At 59.7% G+C, this 17,114-nt stretch carries 14 protein-coding genes; 12 read left to right on the top strand and 2 right to left on the bottom strand.

Annotated features, from left to right (window positions below; genetic code table 11):
• Positions 1-60: 60 nt before the first annotated feature.
• From AO353_RS02385 to AO353_RS02395, 4 genes are all read left to right on the top strand, one after another.
• Complete coding sequence (locus AO353_RS02385) at positions 61-696, top strand: RluA family pseudouridine synthase (protein WP_007940846.1); 636 nt, start codon at positions 61-63, stop codon at positions 694-696.
• A 230-nt stretch (positions 697-926) separates the two neighbouring features.
• Complete coding sequence (locus tag AO353_RS02390) at positions 927-2,216, top strand: M18 family aminopeptidase (protein WP_054593515.1); 1,290 nt, start codon at positions 927-929, stop codon at positions 2,214-2,216.
• 139 nt (positions 2,217-2,355) lie between these two features.
• On the top strand, positions 2,356-2,532 hold the full coding sequence (locus AO353_RS31300) for a hypothetical protein (RefSeq protein WP_173860023.1): 177 nt from the start codon (positions 2,356-2,358) through the stop codon (positions 2,530-2,532).
• A gap of 78 nt (positions 2,533-2,610) precedes the next feature.
• The gene (locus tag AO353_RS02395; protein ID WP_054593516.1) at positions 2,611-4,767 is read left to right on the top strand and encodes a mechanosensitive ion channel family protein; all 2,157 of its coding nucleotides are present in this window, start codon (positions 2,611-2,613) and stop codon (positions 4,765-4,767) included.
• Between the two features lie 695 nt (positions 4,768-5,462).
• On the opposite strand, the gene phnR is transcribed toward AO353_RS02395, so the two are convergent.
• A complete protein-coding gene (gene phnR / locus AO353_RS02400) occupies positions 5,463-6,176 on the bottom strand; it encodes a phosphonate utilization transcriptional regulator PhnR (protein WP_054593517.1) in 714 nt (237 codons plus the stop codon).
• Between the two features lie 348 nt (positions 6,177-6,524).
• On the opposite strand from phnR, the gene AO353_RS02405 reads away from it, so the two are divergent.
• The 6 genes from AO353_RS02405 to AO353_RS02430 all read left to right on the top strand — a co-directional run bounded on the left by AO353_RS02405 (position 6,525) and on the right by AO353_RS02430 (position 11,869).
• Positions 6,525-7,601: an ABC transporter substrate-binding protein gene (locus AO353_RS02405; protein WP_054593518.1), complete on the top strand. Its 1,077-nt coding sequence runs from the start codon at positions 6,525-6,527 to the stop codon at positions 7,599-7,601.
• A 137-nt stretch (positions 7,602-7,738) separates the two neighbouring features.
• Positions 7,739-8,545, top strand: a complete 807-nt coding sequence (locus AO353_RS02410) for an alkaline phosphatase family protein (protein ID WP_054593519.1) — start codon at positions 7,739-7,741, stop codon at positions 8,543-8,545.
• Complete coding sequence (locus AO353_RS02415) at positions 8,542-9,387, top strand: ABC transporter permease (protein ID WP_054593520.1); 846 nt, start codon at positions 8,542-8,544, stop codon at positions 9,385-9,387. Before AO353_RS02410 ends, AO353_RS02415 begins: the two co-directional genes overlap by 4 nt.
• Positions 9,374-10,174 (top strand): ABC transporter permease, encoded by an 801-nt coding sequence (locus AO353_RS02420; RefSeq protein ID WP_054593521.1) that lies wholly within the window; start codon positions 9,374-9,376, stop codon positions 10,172-10,174. The genes AO353_RS02415 and AO353_RS02420 overlap by 14 nt, the downstream gene beginning before the upstream one ends.
• Positions 10,171-11,175 (top strand): ABC transporter ATP-binding protein, encoded by a 1,005-nt coding sequence (locus AO353_RS02425; RefSeq protein WP_054593522.1) that lies wholly within the window; start codon positions 10,171-10,173, stop codon positions 11,173-11,175. Before AO353_RS02420 ends, AO353_RS02425 begins: the two co-directional genes overlap by 4 nt.
• Before the next feature lie 40 nt (positions 11,176-11,215).
• Positions 11,216-11,869, top strand: coding sequence for an HAD family hydrolase (locus AO353_RS02430; RefSeq protein ID WP_054593523.1), 654 nt, complete (start codon positions 11,216-11,218; stop codon positions 11,867-11,869).
• A gap of 40 nt (positions 11,870-11,909) precedes the next feature.
• On the opposite strand, the gene AO353_RS02435 is transcribed toward AO353_RS02430, so the two are convergent.
• Positions 11,910-12,872 (bottom strand): zinc-binding dehydrogenase, encoded by a 963-nt coding sequence (locus tag AO353_RS02435; protein WP_054593524.1) that lies wholly within the window; start codon positions 12,870-12,872, stop codon positions 11,910-11,912.
• 220 nt (positions 12,873-13,092) lie between these two features.
• Here AO353_RS02435 and AO353_RS02440 point away from each other — a divergent pair, with 220 nt between their 5' ends.
• Both AO353_RS02440 and AO353_RS02445 read left to right on the top strand, forming a co-directional pair.
• Positions 13,093-15,180, top strand: a complete 2,088-nt coding sequence (locus AO353_RS02440) for a carboxy terminal-processing peptidase (RefSeq protein WP_173860024.1) — start codon at positions 13,093-13,095, stop codon at positions 15,178-15,180.
• 127 nt (positions 15,181-15,307) lie between these two features.
• Positions 15,308-17,083 carry a bifunctional diguanylate cyclase/phosphodiesterase gene (locus AO353_RS02445; RefSeq protein WP_054593526.1) on the top strand — a complete coding sequence of 592 codons (1,776 nt, stop codon included), beginning with the start codon at positions 15,308-15,310 and terminating at the stop codon, positions 17,081-17,083.
• Positions 17,084-17,114 lie beyond the last annotated feature (31 nt).

Genomic DNA, 17,114 nt, shown 5'->3' on the forward strand with positions numbered 1-17,114 from the left:
TCCTTTCCAGCAACGGAGAGGACCTGAGCCGCCGTTGGCGTTTGTTACGAGGCTGTTTTAATGCCGCTGTCGAATATCCGCATCATCCATCAGGACGCCGCCGTACTGGTGGTGGACAAGCCTACCCTGCTGCTCTCCGTGCCCGGTCGCGCCGATGACAACAAGGACTGCCTGATCACCCGCCTGCAAGAAAACGGCTACCCGGAAGCGCGCATCGTCCATCGACTGGACTGGGAAACCTCCGGGATCATCCTGCTGGCCCGCGACCCCGATACCCATCGCGAACTGTCTCGACAGTTTCACGACCGCGAAACCGAAAAAGCCTACACCGCACTGTGCTGGGGCCAACCGGAACTGGACAGCGGCAGCATTGATTTGCCGTTGCGCTACGACCCGCCGACCAAACCCCGCCACGTGGTGGACCATGAATTCGGCAAACATGCGCTGACCTTCTGGCGCGTGCTGGAACGTTGCGGCGACTGGTGCCGGGTGGAACTGACGCCGATTACCGGCCGCTCGCATCAGTTGCGCGTGCACATGCTCTCCATCGGCCATCCGTTGTTGGGTGACGGGCTTTACGCTCACCCGCAAGCCCTGGCTGCCTGGCCACGCCTGTGCCTGCACGCCAGCATGCTCAGCTTCACCCACCCGCAAAGTGGCGAACGCTTGCGCTTCGAGTGCCCGGCACCGTTTTAACGGTTACTACGACCCTTGTGGCGAGGAAGCTTGCTCCCGCCGGCCGGTCCGCGCTCGGGCGAAGCAGTCGTAACTCTGGCAAAAAGCGCTCCGCCTGACGGAACGCGGCAACTGGTTTTGGGGCAGCTCGCTGCCCAGCGGGAGCAAGCTCCCTCGCCACAGGCTCCGCACCTGACGCACTTTATTCGATCAATACGTTAAACTCGCGGCACTGCTGTCTGGAGCTACTTATGCGCGAAGAGTTGAACCAAGGCCTGATCGACTTCCTCAAGGCCTCCCCTACCCCATTCCATGCCACCGCCAGCCTTGTTCAGCGTCTGGAAGCGGCGGGTTATCAGCGCCTTGACGAGCGCGAGCCCTGGGCCACCGAAGCCAATGGTCGCTACTACGTCACGCGCAACGACTCCTCGATCGTTGCCATCAAGATGGGCCGCAATTCCCCACTGTACGATGGCATCCGCCTGGTCGGCGCTCACACCGACAGCCCATGCCTGCGGGTCAAGCCACAACCTGAATTGCAGCGTCAGGGTTTCTGGCAGTTGGGCGTCGAAGTCTATGGCGGCGCATTGCTCGCCCCCTGGTTTGACCGTGACCTGTCGCTGGCCGGTCGCGTGACCTTTCGCCGCGACGGCAAGGTCGAAAGCCAACTGATCGACTTCAAGACACCGATCGCCACCATTCCCAACCTGGCCATTCACCTCAACCGTGAAGCCAACATGGGCTGGGCGATCAACGCACAGACCGAACTGCCGCCGATCCTCGCGCAATTTGCCGGTGACGAGCGCGTGGACTTCCGCGCCGTACTCACCGATCAATTGGCCCGGGAACACGGTCTGAACGCCGACGTGGTGCTCGATTACGAGCTGAGCTTTTACGACACCCAAAGTGCTGCCGTCATCGGCCTGCATGGCGACTTCATTGCCGGTGCGCGCCTGGACAACCTGCTGTCGTGCTACGCCGGCCTGCAAGCCTTGCTGACAGCTGAAACCGATGAAACCTGCGTGCTGGTGTGCAACGACCACGAAGAAGTCGGCTCCTGCTCGGCATGCGGTGCCGACGGCCCGATGCTCGAACAAACCCTGCGTCGTCTGCTGCCTGAGGGTGACGAGTTCGTCCGCACCATTCAGAAATCGCTGCTGGTCTCGGCCGACAACGCCCACGGCGTACACCCCAACTACGCCGACAAACACGACGCCAATCACGGCCCGAAACTCAATGCCGGCCCGGTAATCAAGGTCAACAGCAACCAGCGCTACGCCACCAATAGCGAAACCGCAGGGTTCTTCCGTCATCTGTGCATGGCCGAAGAAGTTCCGGTGCAAAGCTTCGTGGTGCGCAGCGACATGGGCTGTGGTTCGACCATCGGCCCGATCACCGCCAGCCATTTGGGCGTACGCACCGTGGACATCGGCCTGCCGACGTTTGCCATGCACTCGATCCGTGAGCTGTGCGGCAGCCATGACCTGGCGCACCTGGTCAAAGTGCTGAGCGCTTTCTACGCCAGTCGCGAGTTGCCGTAACGCAATCCCTGTGGCGAGGGAGCTTGCTCCCTCGCCACTGTCATTACGCGATGCTGCTGAACCATTTCTGACACGCATCAACCCACGTCGCACAAAAGCCACCTAGACTTACATCACCTTCCCCGACAAGGCTGTCGTCATGATCTCGATGTCTGTGTTCAACTCCATGCTCATTCCGATTCTCTCGGGAATGATCCTGCTGGCCATTGGCTTCAACTTTCGTGACAAGAACGCCGGGGTGCTCTCGATGTGGATCGGCATGCTGCTGATCCTCGCCACCGTGATTTACAAAATCCTCGCCAAGCTGAACGAATAAAAGCACTGACTGCGCTCGCATTGGTTTTGCCCCGCTCGTACACTCGGTCGACCTGTACCCGTTGAGGTTGACCGCCTAGTGTTCGCTCGTCTTTTTGCCCTGCCGTCTACGTTGTTCATCTGCCTGTTGATGCTGCTTCCCGTGGCGCCTGCTCAGGCCGTCGGCCTGCCGAGCCTGCTCAACGGTTCACCAAAAGCCCAACCCGAAGCAACCGCACCGCTGGGGCAATCGCTGGACGAAGTGATCAAATCACTGGAAAACGATCAGCAACGAGCCAGGTTGCTGGCCGACCTGAAGAAACTGCGCGACGTCAGCAAAAAAGCCCAGACACCGACCGAAGATGGCGTACTCGGTTTGATCGGCGGCACCCTGGCCAACCTCGAAAAACAGTTTTCCGGCGCCGACAGCCCGCTCACTCGCTGGTCCGATGAGTTCGAACTGGCCAAGGACGAACTGAGCGCACTGATGCTGCCAGCCAGTGAATGGCTGCCGATGCTCTTTGCCTTCGCCCTGATCCTGATGCTCTGGAGCCTGCTCGCCGCTGCGCTGATCTGGCTCGGTCATCGCGTTCGAACGCGCTTCGGCCTGACCGAAGAACTGCCGCAACACCCCAAGACCTGGGACATGCTGCGCTTTGCCCTGCGTAAACTCGGCCCCTGGCTGATCGCGCTGCTGATTACTGTCTACATGAGCTACGCCTTGCCCTCATCGCTGGGTAAATACCTGGCCATGGTGCTGGCTTATGCACTGGTGGTCGGTACCTGCTTCTCGGCGATCTGCGTGATCGCGTTCTCCGTGCTCGACGGCCCGCACCGCCATCGCGCCCTGTACATACTGCGGCACCAGGCCTTTCGCCCCCTGTGGCTGATTGGCAGTTTTGCAGCCTTCGGCGAAGCCTTGAACGACCCACGGCTGGTCACCAGCCTCGGCATTCACCTGGCGCACATCACCGCGACCATCGCCAATGTGCTGGCAGCGATATTCACCGGCCTGTTCATCCTGCGTTTCCGTCGGCCCATCGCCCACCTGATCCGCAACCAGCCGCTGTCGCGGCGACTGACCCGCCGTGCACTGAGCGACACGATCGAGATTCTTGGGACCTTCTGGTTCTTGCCTGCACTGGTGCTGGTGGGAATCTCGCTGTTCGCCACCTTCGTCTCCGCCGGCGACACCAGCACCGCGCTGCGCCAATCACTGATCTGCACCGTGCTGCTGGTGTTGTGCATGGTCATCAACGGCCTGGTCCGCCGCCACGCGCTCAAGCCACAACGCGGGGCAAAGCGTCATGCGCTGTATTCGGAGCGCCTGAAGAACTTCTTCTATACCCTCGCGCATCTGGCGGTGTGGCTGGTGTTCATCGAACTCGGCTTGCGGGTCTGGGGCATGTCGCTGATCCGCTTCACCGAAGGTGAGGGCCATGAAGTCAGCGTCAAACTGTTCAGCCTGGGTGGTACGCTGATTTTCGCGTGGCTGATCTGGATCCTCAGCGACACCGCCGTGCACCACGCCCTCACCCGCTCGCGCAAAGGCCAGGCCAATGCGCGGGCGCAAACGATGATGCCGCTGATTCGCAACGTGCTGTTCGTGGCGATCTTCATCATCGGGATGATCGTCGCACTGGCCAACATGGGCATGAACGTCACACCGCTGCTGGCAGGTGCCGGCGTGATCGGCCTGGCCATCGGTTTTGGCGCGCAGTCGCTGGTTGCCGACCTGATCACCGGGCTGTTCATCATCATCGAAGACTCGCTGGCCATCGACGACTACGTGGACGTCGGCGGCCACCTGGGCACCGTCGAAGGCCTGACCATCCGCACCGTGCGCCTGCGCGACATCGACGGCATCGTGCACACCATCCCGTTCAGTGAAATCAAAAGCATCAAGAACTACTCACGGGAATTCGGCTACGCGATCTTCCGCGTGGCAGTGCCGTACAACATGGAAATCGATGACGCGATCAAATTGATGCGCGACGTCGGCCAAAAAATGCGCACCGACCCGATACAACGCCGCAACATCTGGTCGCCGCTGGAAATCCAGGGCGTCGAGAGTTTCGAGTCCGGCAGCGCAATTCTGCGCGCACGGTTCAAGACCGCACCGATCAAACAGTGGGAAGTCTCAAGAGCGTTCAACCTGTCACTCAAACGCCATCTGGATGAAGCAGGACTGGATTTGGCGACACCGCGCATGAGCATTCAAGTAGTAACCGCGGCCGGCGGGCTGGAGAAGGAATAACGCAAAAAGCAGACGCGCAGCCTCCAGGGCTGCATTCCTTTGCTGCACGTGGCAACGATCTAAAGCCGTTCGCGCTCTTACCACTCAGGCCGGCCGGCAGGCCGCCGTGCTTTGCTTTTGATCTACCGCCCCTTCGGGAGGCCGAGTGGAGGTGTTCATCAGGGGGTTGGCGCGCAGTGCCGTACGGCGCAGCCGGACACATCGAGAGGAGGTCGTCGCGCAGCAGACCGTAGGCGATGCCCCCTGATGGACACCGGAGTGAGGGAACGCCGAGCCTAGGCGAGGTGCCGTACGCTTGGGGCGAAGACCTTTGCTTCCTTTGGGGCGTCTGCCAAAGGGAGTCGCCGTCAGGGCGAAACCGCAAGCGGCCGTTACCGCAGGAATGGATATGTACACCTGCAAGAGGTTGGTCTGCTGTCAGGCCGTCATCGCGAGCAAGCTCAGCTCCCACAGTAGATCTATGTACATCTGCAAGAGATCGGTCGGCTGTCAGGCCGTCATCGCGGGCAAGCCCAGCTCCCACAGTAGATCTATGTACATCTGCAAGAGATCGGTCGGCTGTCAGGCCGCCATCGCGGGCAAGCCCAGCTCCCACAGTAGATCTATGTACATCTGCGGGAGATTGGTCGGCTGTCAGGCCGTCATCGCGAGCAAGCTCGGCTCCTACAAGAGCAGGAGCAGGAACGGGAGCAGTTTCAGACCACATCCACCCCGACATGAATCGCATCATGCCGCCAAAACTCCAGATCACAATCGATCAACCGCCCATGCTGATCATAATTGACCCGCGCAATCCGCAACCCCGGACTGCCCACGGACACCCGAAGCGCAGCCGCCGCATCCACCGACAACGCCGTCGGCACAATCTCGAAGCGCACCCGCCCATAGTGCAAATCATAATGCCGCGCATACAACTCGGTAATCGACTGATTGAGATCAAACGCCAGAATCCCCGGAAAAAACTGCGGATTCAGATAGTGCTCAACATACAAAACCAACCGCCCATCGATACGCCGCGAACGGCAGATCTGAATCACACTCGACAACGCCGGCAGCTGCAACCAGGCACACACCGCCGCTGACGCCGGCTGCAACCGCGCCGAAATCACCTCGGTCGACGGTACCCGCCCCTGCGCACTGACCATCGCGTGAAAGTGGCTGCGTTGCATCAGGTTGTACGCCAGACGCGGTGGCGAAACGAACCAGCCGCGCCGCTCCTCGCGATAAATCTGCCCCTGCGCCTCCAACTGCAACAACGCCTCACGCACAGTGATCCGCGTGGTCCCGAACAACTCACTGAGCTTGCGCTCGGCCGGCAGCTTGCTCGCGGGCGCCAGCAGACCGTGGTCGATCTGCTCCTGGAGCACCTGACCGATGGCTGTCACCGCTTTCGTTGCCTCTTCACGCATCAACGTTACCTATCTGGACTAGACCAGCACTGTTTCAGAGCAGGACTGCGCCAAAAAGCGCGTCCTGAAACGTATTGCAAGCCTAGGCAATACATATGACTGATCGATGACAAAGCCGCCGAACGGCTGATCCAGACCTGTGCAAATAAGCGGCCAAGTCCTTGCAAACCGGCCTTCCGGCCATGGTCTACGCTTACTTCGCAGCCCTCACTACCGAGCGAAAAGAATGCGAGCGCGCCTGATACCGACATCAAAGTGTCATCCAGCTCACCTAAATTGGCTCAGGTATTGCTGACCTAGACCAACAAACCGCAAACGCAGCGTTGAATACGCCCAAAGGAGCTTCGGATGAAACAGCTTTTCCTGGCATCACTGTTAGGCTCGACCATTGCCATGTGCACCGCAGCCATGGCGGCTGATACCGATTTAAAAGCCTTGGAAGCCGCTGCGAAAGCGGAAGGCGCCGTCAACAGCGTCGGCATGCCCGATGACTGGGCCAACTGGAAAGGTACCTGGGAAGACCTGGCCAAGAACTACGGCCTCAAGCACATCGACACCGACATGAGCTCGGCCCAGGAAGTCGCCAAGTTCGCCGCCGAAAAAGACAACGCCAGTGCTGACATCGGCGACGTCGGCGCCGCCTTCGGCCCGATCGCAGTCAAGCAAGGCGTGGTTCAACCGTACAAGCCAAGCACCTGGGCGCAAGTTCCGGACTGGGCCAAGGACAAGGACGGTAACTGGGCACTGGCCTACACCGGCACCATCGCGTTTATCGTCAACAAGAAGCTGCTCCACGGCTCCGAAGCCCCAACAAAGTGGGCTGACCTGAAGACCGGTAAATACAAGGTCTCCATCGGTGACGTGAGCACCGCTGCACAAGCCGCCAACGGTGTATTGGCCGCCGCCATCGCCAACGGTGGTGATGAGAAGAATATTCAACCAGCACTGCTGATGTTCGCCGAGATCGCCAAGCAAGGTCGCCTGTCGCTGGCCAACCCGACCATTTCCACCATGGAAAAGGGTGAAGTCGAAGTCGGTGTGGTCTGGGACTTCAATGGCCTGAGCTATAAAGCCAAGATGGTCAACCCGGATGACTACGTCGTGCTGATCCCGTCCGATGGTTCGGTGAAGTCCGGTTACACCACCATCATCAACAAATACGCCAAGCACCCGAACGCCGCAAAACTGGCCCGCGAGTACATCTTCAGCGATGCCGGCCAAATCAATCTGGCGCGCGGTAACGCCCGTCCGATTCGTGCTGAAACGGGCCTGAAACTGCCTGCTGATGTCGCGAAAAACCTGATCCCGGCCGCGCAGTACGAAGCCGCCAAGCCCAAGCCGATCACCGACGCCGATGCCTGGGAAAAAACCTCCAAGGCCCTGCCGCAGAAGTGGCAGGAAGAAGTCATCATCAATATGCAGTAATGCTGCATCCGTAGGAGCAAAGCTTGCTCGCGATGCAGGCACCGCGATCTGTCTAACGAGCGCGGCGATACCATCGCGGGCAAGCCTTGCTCCTACAGGTTTTGACGCTACCACCTGATTTTGGAGTTTCCTCCCCCATGAAGCACAACGTCATCCTTGTCGTGCTCGACGGCCTCAATTACGAGGTTGCCCGCCACGCCATGGGACATCTTCAGGCTTATGTCGGCGCAGGACGCGCAGCCCTCTACAAACTCGAATGCGAACTGCCGTCCCTGTCGCGCCCGCTCTATGAATGCATCCTCACCGGCGTCACACCGATCGACAGCGGTATCGTCCACAACAACGTGTCACGCCTGTCCAACCAGCGCAGCGTGTTCCACTACGCCACCGCCGCCGGGCTCAGCACCGCCGCTGCGGCCTACCACTGGGTCAGCGAACTGTATAACCGTTCGCCATTTGTGGCGGCCCGCGACCGCCACACCGACAACATTGAACTGCCAATCCAGCATGCGCATTTCTACTGGTCCGATCACTACCCCGATTCGCACCTGTTCGCCGACGCCGAGAACCTGCGTCTGCGTCATGCGCCGAACTTTCTGCTGGTTCACCCCATGAACATCGACGACGCCGGACACAAGCACGGCCTCGACACTGCGCAATACCGCAACAGTGCCCGCTCGGCCGACATCATTCTCGCCGACTACCTAAAAGGCTGGCTCGACGCTGGCTATCAGGTGCTGGTGACCGCCGACCACGGCATGAACAACGACCGCTCCCACAACGGCCTGCTGGCCGAAGAACGTGAAGTACCGCTGTTCGTTATCGGCGATGCCTTCAGCTTCAATCCCCATGCAGCCCCGAAACAAACCGAACTGTGTGGCACTGTCTGCGAGTTGCTGGGTGTTGCCCACGACAAGCCTGTGTGCCGGGAGCTGCTCAAGTGAATTCAATCACCCGTGGCAAATGGCTGGCGGCGTTGTGCCTGGTGCCCTTCGCCATTTTCTTTATCGTGTTCCAGATCGCCCCGCTGTGCTGGGTGCTGATCAACAGCGTGCAATCGGAAGAGTTCGGTTGGGGCCTGGCCAACTTCAACAAGATCTTCAGCTCGAAGTTCTACATGCAGGCGATCCAGTACAGCCTCGAGATCAGCTTCTGGTCCAGCGTGTTCGGCATCGTCATCGCAATCCTCGGCAGTTACTCGCTGCGCCGGGTCGATTCGAAGCTGCGCAACTTCGTCAACGCCTTCGCCAACATGACCAGCAACTTCGCCGGCGTCCCGCTGGCCTTTGCGTTCATCATTCTGCTGGGGTTCAACGGCAGTTTCACCATCATGCTCAAACAGGCCGGGATTATTCAAGACTTCAACCTGTACTCGAAAACCGGGTTGATCATCCTCTACACCTACTTCCAGATTCCCCTCGGCGTGTTGCTGCTGTACCCGGCATTCGACGCCCTGCGTGAAGACTGGCGCGAATCGGCATCCCTGCTCGGTGCCAGCGGCTGGCAGTTCTGGCGGCACATCGGCTTGCCAGTACTGACCCCGGCCTTGCTCGGCACCTTCGTGATCCTGTTGGCCAACGCCCTCGGCGCCTACGCCACCGTCTACGCCCTGACCACCGGCAACTTCAACGTGCTGCCGATCCGCATCGCGGCGATGGTTTCGGGCGATATTTCCCTGGACCCGAACATGGCCAGTGCCCTGGCCGTTGTGCTGGTGACGTTGATGACCCTGGTGACCGTGGTCCATCAGTTGCTGTTGAAGAGGAGCTACCATGTCTCGCGCTGAACTGGGCCCCGTCGGTGTCTATCACCGGGTCGTGGTTTATCTGCTGTTCGCCATTCTGTTGCTGCCGCTGGCCGGGACCCTGATCTACTCGATCGCCAGCAGTTGGTCGGCCACCGTTCTGCCCAGCGGCTTTACCTTCAAATGGTATATCCAACTGTGGAGCGACCCGCGTTTTCTCAACGCCTTTGGCCAGTCACTGCTGGTCTGCGTGGGCGCGCTGATTCTGTCGGTGGTGCTGATCCTGCCGCTGCTGTTCGTGGTGCATTACCACTTCCCGAAACTCGATGCGCTGATGAACATCCTGATCCTCCTGCCGTTCGCGGTGCCGCCCGTGGTGTCTTCGGTGGGGCTGTTGCAGCTCTACGGTTCGGGCCCGTTCGCGATGGTCGGCACACCGTGGATTCTGGTCGGTTGCTACTTCACCGTGGCGCTGCCGTTCATGTACCGGGCGATCACCAACAACCTGCAGGCGATCAACCTGCGCGACCTGATGGACTCCGCCCAGCTGCTCGGTGCCAGCACCTGGCAAGCGGCGTTCCTGGTGGTATTGCCGAATCTGCGCAAGGGCTTGATGGTCGCGTTGCTGCTGTCATTCTCATTCCTTTTCGGTGAGTTCGTGTTCGCCAACATCCTCGTCGGCACGCGCTACGAAACCCTGCAGGTCTACCTCAATAACATGCGTAACAGCAGCGGTCACTTCACCAGCGCGCTGGTGATTTCCTACTTTTTCTTTGTGCTGGTTCTGACCTGGGCTGCCAATATCTTGAACAAGGACAAAAGCCAATGAGCTATGTCAGCGTCCAACACCTGCAAAAAAGCTACTCGCAAACGGGCTCCGCCGGCACTCCGGTGTTCAGCGACATCAACTGCGAAATCCAGAAAGGCGAGTTCGTCACCCTGCTCGGCCCGTCCGGTTGCGGCAAATCGACCCTGCTGCGCTGCATCGCCGGGCTGACCGCGGTGGATGGTGGCAAGATCCTGCTCGACGGCCATGACCTGGTGCCGCTGAGCCCGCAGAAACGCGGAATCGGCATGGTGTTCCAGAGCTACGCGCTGTTCCCCAACATGACCGTGGAGCAGAACGTCGCCTTCGGTTTGCGCATGCAGAAGGTCAACGCCGACGACAGCCGCAAGCGGGTGCTCCAAGTGCTGCAATTGGTGGAACTGACCGATTTTGCCAGCCGCTATCCGCATCAACTGTCGGGCGGCCAATGCCAGCGCGTGGCCCTCGCCCGCTCGCTGGTCACCCGACCACGCCTGCTGCTGCTCGATGAGCCGCTGTCGGCACTCGATGCACGAATCCGCAAGCACCTGCGTGAGCAGATCCGGCAGATTCAGCGCGAGCTGGGGCTGACCACGATTTTCGTGACGCACGATCAGGAAGAAGCCCTGACCATGTCCGACCGGATCTTCCTGATGAACCAAGGCAAGATCGTCCAGAGCGGCGATGCTGAAACGCTCTACACCGCACCGGTCGATGTGTTTGCCGCTGGCTTCATCGGCAACTACAACCTGCTCGATGCCGCCAGCGCCAGCAAGCTGCTGCAACGTCCGATCAATGGCCGCATCGCGATTCGCCCGGAAGCCATCGAACTGAGCCGTAATGGCGAGCCGGATGCGCTGATCCGTAGCCACAGCCTGCTGGGCAACGTGATCCGCTATCGGGTCGAGGCTCGCGGCGTTGAACTGGTGGTGGACGTGCTGAACCGTTCGGCGGCTGACCTGCATGCCGATGGTCAACGGCTGGCACTTTCCATCGATCCGACAGCCCTGTGTGAGGTAGCCTGATGTTTTCGCTGTGCACACTGTTAAAGAGAGAGCAGCACTGATGGCTTTGGCAATTTTTGATCTGGACGAAACCCTGATCCACGGCGACTGCGCCTCGCTGTGGAGCGAGCAGATGGCCCGCCTCGGCTGGGTCGACGGCGAATCCTTCCTGCGTCGCGACAAGGAATTGATGGACGCCTATGGCAGGGGCCACCTGGCCATGGAGGATTACATGACCTTCAGCCTGGAGCCGATGGCCGGACGCACCCCGGAAGAAATCGAGCACCTTGTGGCCCCATGGGTCGAAGATTTCATCGAACCGATCATTTTCAGCGACGCCTGCAAAGCCATCGCCGAGCACCGCAAGGCCGGCGACCGGATTCTGGTGATCTCCGCTTCGGGCACACATCTGGTCAAACCCATCGCCGAACGCCTGGGTATCGACGAGATCCTCGCTATAGAGCTGGAAGTGACTCACGGGGTCTACAGCGGCAACACGGTTGGCACCCTGACCTATCGCGAAGGCAAGATCACTCGCTTGCTGGAGTGGCTGGACGCCGAAGAGGAGAACCTTGAAGGCGCAAGTTTCTATTCCGACTCACGCAACGATTTGCCGTTGCTGATCAAAGTCGACCATCCGCATGTGGTCAACCCGGATCCGGTACTGCTCGAACATGCCGAAAAGGCCGGTTGGCCGATCCACATCTGGAAGTGACCTTGATCGTTCCCACTGCGTGGGAACGATCTCTCAGTAGTCAAATCAGGCTTTCGTCGATCACCAGCACCAACTTGCCCGACACCCGGTTGGTCGCAAGCTCGGCGAACGCCGCTTCAGCGTCCTTGATCGGGAAGGTCCTGGCCAATTGCGGGCTCAGGCGCCCTTCGGCGAACAGCGGCCAGACATGCTGGCTCAGGTCACTCAACAGATCGGCCTTGAACTGCTCGTCACGGCTACGCAAGGTCGAACCCAGCAGCTGAATCCGTTTGGCCAGCACCTGCGCCAGATCCAGCGGCGCTTCACGGCCGCCCATCAAGCCGATCAACAGCCAACGACCGTCGAGCGCCAGTAACTTCAGGTTCAGCGCGGCATAGTTGGCGCCGACCGGGTCGAGGATCACATCGAACGGCCCCAAGTCACGCAAACCATCCAGCCCATCAGTGCGCACCACCCCGCCTTGCGCACCCAGCGCCTCGCAGTAGGCCAGCCGGTCCGCCGAACCGACGCTGACCCAGCACGGGTTGCCGAACGCCTTGCATAGCTGAATGGCAGCTGAACCAACTCCACTTGCCCCGGCGTGCAGGAGAACTTTCTCACCCGGTTTGAGCGCAGCCAACTGGAACAAATTCAGCCAGGCGGTGCTGTAGACCTCGGGCAACGCTGCCGCTTCGACCAGCGACAAGCCTTCGGGCGCGGGCAATACGTGACGGCCATCGACCACCACTTCTTCGGCCATCCCACCGCCCGCCAGCAGTGCGCAGACACGGTCTCCGACCTGCCAGGACGACCCTGCGCCGACCTCGCTGATCACACCTGAACATTCAAGGCCCAGCACCTGACTGGCGCCCGGTGGTGGCGGATAGAGCCCTGCCTTCTGTAACAAATCGGCTCGATTGAGACCCGCTGCCGCCACTCGAATGCGAACTTGTCCTACGTCACACGTCGGACTGGGCGCTTCAACCCACTCCACTCGACCTTCAACGCCTTGCAATGCTTTCACAGTGCCTCCATAGTGAGTCTGGACTGAGCCCGATGCTGTAGCGCCGGGTTTTTTGCATTATGCGACCGGCCCAGGGTCGTACGAAAATTCGCCGAGTGGCGATCAGGCAGTTTTAACCCAGCCTGATCGATACGCGAGCAGTTTGCGTAGAGCCTTGTGGAACCGGCGACTTTAAAGACGGCCTAATATGCGTTATCAATTGCCCCCGCGTCGAATCAGCATGAAGCATTTGTTCCCCAGCACCGCACTTGCGCTTTTCATTGGCCTGGGCAGCTTGTCGCTGTCGCCCACTACGTTCGCAGCCAATAGCTGGGACAACCTTCAGCCCGATCGTGACGAGGTGATTGCCAGCCTTAACGTCGTCGAGTTGCTCAAGCGCCACCATTACAGCAAGCCGCCGCTCGATAACGCACGTTCCGCGATCATCTACGACAGCTACCTGAAGCTGCTGGATCCGTCGCGCAGTTATTTCATGGCCAGCGACATCGCCGAATTCGACAAATGGAAAAACCAGTTTGACGAGTTCCTCAAAAGCGGTGACCTGAACGCCGGGTTCACGATTTACAAGCGCTATCTGGACCGCGTCAAGGCGCGTCTGGACTTTGCCTTGGTCGAGCTGAACAAAGGCGTCGACAAGATGGACTTCACCACCAGGGAAACCTTGCTGGTCGATCGCAAGGACGCCCCGTGGCTCAAGACCACTGCCGAGCTCGACGACCTGTGGCGCAAACGCGTCAAGGACGAAGTGCTGCGGATGAAGATCGCCGGCAAAGACCCCAAACAGATTCAGGAAACCCTGACCAAGCGCTACAAGAATCAGCTGTCGCGCCTGGACCAGACCCGTCCGGAAGACATCTTCCAGGCGTACATCAACAACTTCGCCATGTCCTACGACCCGCACACCAACTATCTGTCACCGGATAACGCGGAGAACTTCGACATCAACATGAGCCTGTCGCTGGAAGGCATCGGCGCCGTGTTGCAGAGCGATAACGACCAGGTGAAAGTAGTGCGCCTGGTGCCGGCAGGCCCGGCGGACAAGACCAAGCAGGTTGCACCGGCCGACAAGATCATCGGCGTTGCCCAAGGCAGCAAAGAAATGGTCGACGTCGTCGGTTGGCGCCTGGACGAAGTGGTCAAGCTGATCCGTGGACCGAAAGGCACTGTGGTGCGCCTGGAAGTGATCCCGGCCAGCAATGCGCCAAACGACCAGACCACCAAGATCGTCTCGATCACCCGCGAAGCGGTGAAGCTTGAAGATCAGGCGGTGAAGAAGTCGGTCCTCAACCTCAAGCAGGACGGCAAGGACTACAAGCTCGGCGTCATCGAGATCCCGGCCTTCTACCTGGACTTCAAGGCGTTCCGCGCCGGTGATCCGGATTACAAGAGCACCACCCGCGACGTCAAGAAGCTGCTGACCGAACTGCAAAAAGACAAGGTCGACGGTGTGGTCATCGACTTGCGCAACAACGGCGGCGGTTCCTTGCAAGAAGCCACCGAGCTGACCAGTCTGTTCATCGACAAAGGTCCGACCGTGCTGGTACGTAACGCCGACGGCCGGGTCGATGTACTGGAAGACGAAAGCCCGGGCGCCTTCTACAAAGGCCCGATGGCGTTGCTGGTCAACCGTCTGTCTGCTTCGGCTTCGGAGATTTTTGCCGGCGCCATGCAGGACTACCACCGTGCGCTGATCATCGGCGGCCAGACCTTCGGCAAAGGCACCGTGCAAACCATCCAGCCGCTGAACCATGGCGAGCTGAAACTGACACTGGCCAAGTTCTACCGGGTTTCCGGACAGAGCACCCAGCATCAGGGCGTGCTGCCGGATGTCGACTTCCCGTCGATCATCGACACCAAGGAAATCGGCGAGAGCGCCCTGCCGGAATCCATGCCGTGGGACACCATTCGCCCGGCCATCAAGCCGGCAGTCGACCCGTTCAAACCGTACCTGGCACAGCTCAAGTCCGAGCATGATGCCCGTTCGGCCAAGGACGCGGAGTTTGTGTTCATTCGCGACAAGCTGGCACTGGCCCAGAAGCTGATGGCGGAAAAAACCGTCAGCCTCAATGAAGCCGAACGTCGCGCGCAACACGCCGATATCGAAGCCAAGCAGCTGGTGATGGAAAACATCCGCCGCAAGGCCAAGGGCGAAGATCCGCTCAAGGAACTGAAGAAAGAAGACGAAGACGCCATCGCGGCCGAACCAGATAAGACCAAACCGGAAGACGATGCCTACCTGAGCGAAACCGGGCGGATCCTGCTGGATTACTTGAAGTTGAACACCGCGGTCGCCAGCAACAAAAAGTGATGGCAATTTAATGCTGACGATCCCCGGATCGTCATCAAACAGTCATCATTCTGTCGTGAAATAAAGGACTGGGCCCGCTCTCTGAAAAAGAGCGGGCCCGGTCCTTTTTTTATCGCCAGAGATCGCCATGACCACGACCGAACAGCTGAGTGCCTTGAGTTCAATACTGGCTCAAAGTGGTTTGCACAGTCTGTTCCAGCCGATCGTTTCACTGTCCGAACGACGCATCCTCGGCTATGAAGCCCTCAGTCGCGGGCCCTCCAACAACCCTCTGCATTCGCCCATCGCGTTATTCGCCGTGGCCCGCCAGGTAGGCCGTCTCAGCGAACTGGAAATGGCCTGCCGACACAGCGCCTGCCGCCGCTTCAATGAACAGCAGTTACCGGGCAAGCTCTTTCTCAATGTCTCTCCCGAATCGTTGCTCGAAGCCGGCCATCAACCGGGTAGAACCTTGCAAATGCTCCAGGACTTCGGCATTCCGCCAAGCCAGGTGGTGATCGAGCTGACCGAGCAAACCCCGACCGACGACTTTCAGTTGCTGCAAAATGCATTGCATCACTACCGTGCCATGGGTTTTTCGATTGCACTGGATGACCTGGGCGCCGGGTATTCGAGCCTGCGGCTCTGGTCGGAACTGCGTCCGGACTATGTGAAGATTGACCGGCATTTTATCGATGGCATTCATCAGGACGCGCTCAAGCGCGAATTCGTCGGCTCGATCCTGCAGATCGCCAAAGCTTCGCGGGCACAGGTCATTGCCGAAGGTATCGAACTGCCGGAAGAACTCGCGGTGTTGACCGAGATGGGGGTCGACCTGGTGCAGGGCTATCTGTTGTGCCGTCCGCAGGAGCACCCGCCACGGGACGCCCGGACGATGATGCCCAAGCACGACAGCAGCGCCGTGGCGCTCAACGATGAAGGCAGCGACCTCAGCGCCCTGCTCAACGAACATCCGGCTGTACACCGCGATACCCCTACCGCTGACGTGCTGGAAGCCTTCCGTCGTCAGGCCAATCTGAACTCGCTGGCAGTGCTCGACGAACTCGGTCAGCCCTGTGGCATCGTCCACCGTCATTCGCTGTCCGATGCGCTGCTCAAGCCGTTTGCCACCGATCTGTTCGCGCGTAAGCCGATCAGCCGGCTAATGAGCGATGACTTCCTCGCCGTTGAGCTCAGCCAGTCGCTGCAACAGGTCAGCCGGCTGATCACCAGCCGCGCCCGACAGCGCATCGAAGAGGATTTCATCATCACCCTCAACGCCGGCTATCTGGGCCTGGGTCGGGTGATCGATGTGCTCAAACTGATTACCGAGTTGAAAATCCAACAGGCCCGCTACGCCAACCCGCTGACCCTGTTGCCGGGCAACGTGCCGATCCAGCAGTGCCTGAGCCGGCTGCTACAACAGAGCCGCGAGTCGGTGATCTGCTACGTCGACATCGACAGTTTCAAGCCTTTCAACGATATCTACGGCTACGGCCGCGGCGACGAAGTCCTGCTGTGCCTGGCGCAATGCCTGAACGACCGCGTCGACCCCAGCCGCGATTTCGTCGGCCATATCGGCGGCGATGATTTCCTGCTGGTCCTCGGTCCAGAAGACTGGCGCAAGCGCCTGAACCAGCTGCTCGAGGACTTCCACAGCCAATGCCGACGCTTCTACCGCAGCGAACACCTGGAAGCCGGCTGCTTCATCGCGCCTAATCGTCAGGGCGTCCGCCAGGAATTTGCGCTGCTGTCGCTGTCGATTGGCGTGGTGCATCTACACCCAGAGGCCTGTGGACAACTCGACGCCAGCCAACTCGCGGAAATGGCCTCACAGGCCAAGCATCATGCGAAGAATGTTCAGGGGGGGAGTATTTATGTGATTGATAGCTTGGAGGTGGAGCCTCAACTGCATAGTTTGTAGGAATTGAGTTTTAAGATTTTGCTCTGGCCTC

The sequence above is a fragment of the Pseudomonas fluorescens genome, assembly GCF_001307155.1.
GTDB lineage: Bacteria > Pseudomonadota > Gammaproteobacteria > Pseudomonadales > Pseudomonadaceae > Aquipseudomonas > Aquipseudomonas helvetica.

Excerpts from the sequence above, each read along its gene's own strand:
- AO353_RS02385 (WP_007940846.1), top strand. The coding sequence starts at position 61 with ATGCCGCTGTCGAATATCCGCATCATCCATCAGGACGCCGCCGTACTG.
- AO353_RS02390 (WP_054593515.1), top strand. The coding sequence starts at position 927 with ATGCGCGAAGAGTTGAACCAAGGCCTGATCGACTTCCTCAAGGCCTCC.
- AO353_RS31300 (WP_173860023.1), top strand. The coding sequence starts at position 2,356 with ATGATCTCGATGTCTGTGTTCAACTCCATGCTCATTCCGATTCTCTCG.
- phnR (WP_054593517.1), bottom strand. The coding sequence starts at position 6,176 with ATGCGTGAAGAGGCAACGAAAGCGGTGACAGCCATCGGTCAGGTGCTC.
- AO353_RS02405 (WP_054593518.1), top strand. The coding sequence starts at position 6,525 with ATGAAACAGCTTTTCCTGGCATCACTGTTAGGCTCGACCATTGCCATG.
- AO353_RS02410 (WP_054593519.1), top strand. The coding sequence starts at position 7,739 with ATGAAGCACAACGTCATCCTTGTCGTGCTCGACGGCCTCAATTACGAG.
- AO353_RS02420 (WP_054593521.1), top strand. The coding sequence starts at position 9,374 with ATGTCTCGCGCTGAACTGGGCCCCGTCGGTGTCTATCACCGGGTCGTG.
- AO353_RS02425 (WP_054593522.1), top strand. The coding sequence starts at position 10,171 with ATGAGCTATGTCAGCGTCCAACACCTGCAAAAAAGCTACTCGCAAACG.
- AO353_RS02430 (WP_054593523.1), top strand. The coding sequence starts at position 11,216 with ATGGCTTTGGCAATTTTTGATCTGGACGAAACCCTGATCCACGGCGAC.
- AO353_RS02440 (WP_173860024.1), top strand. The coding sequence starts at position 13,093 with ATGAAGCATTTGTTCCCCAGCACCGCACTTGCGCTTTTCATTGGCCTG.
- AO353_RS02445 (WP_054593526.1), top strand. The coding sequence starts at position 15,308 with ATGACCACGACCGAACAGCTGAGTGCCTTGAGTTCAATACTGGCTCAA.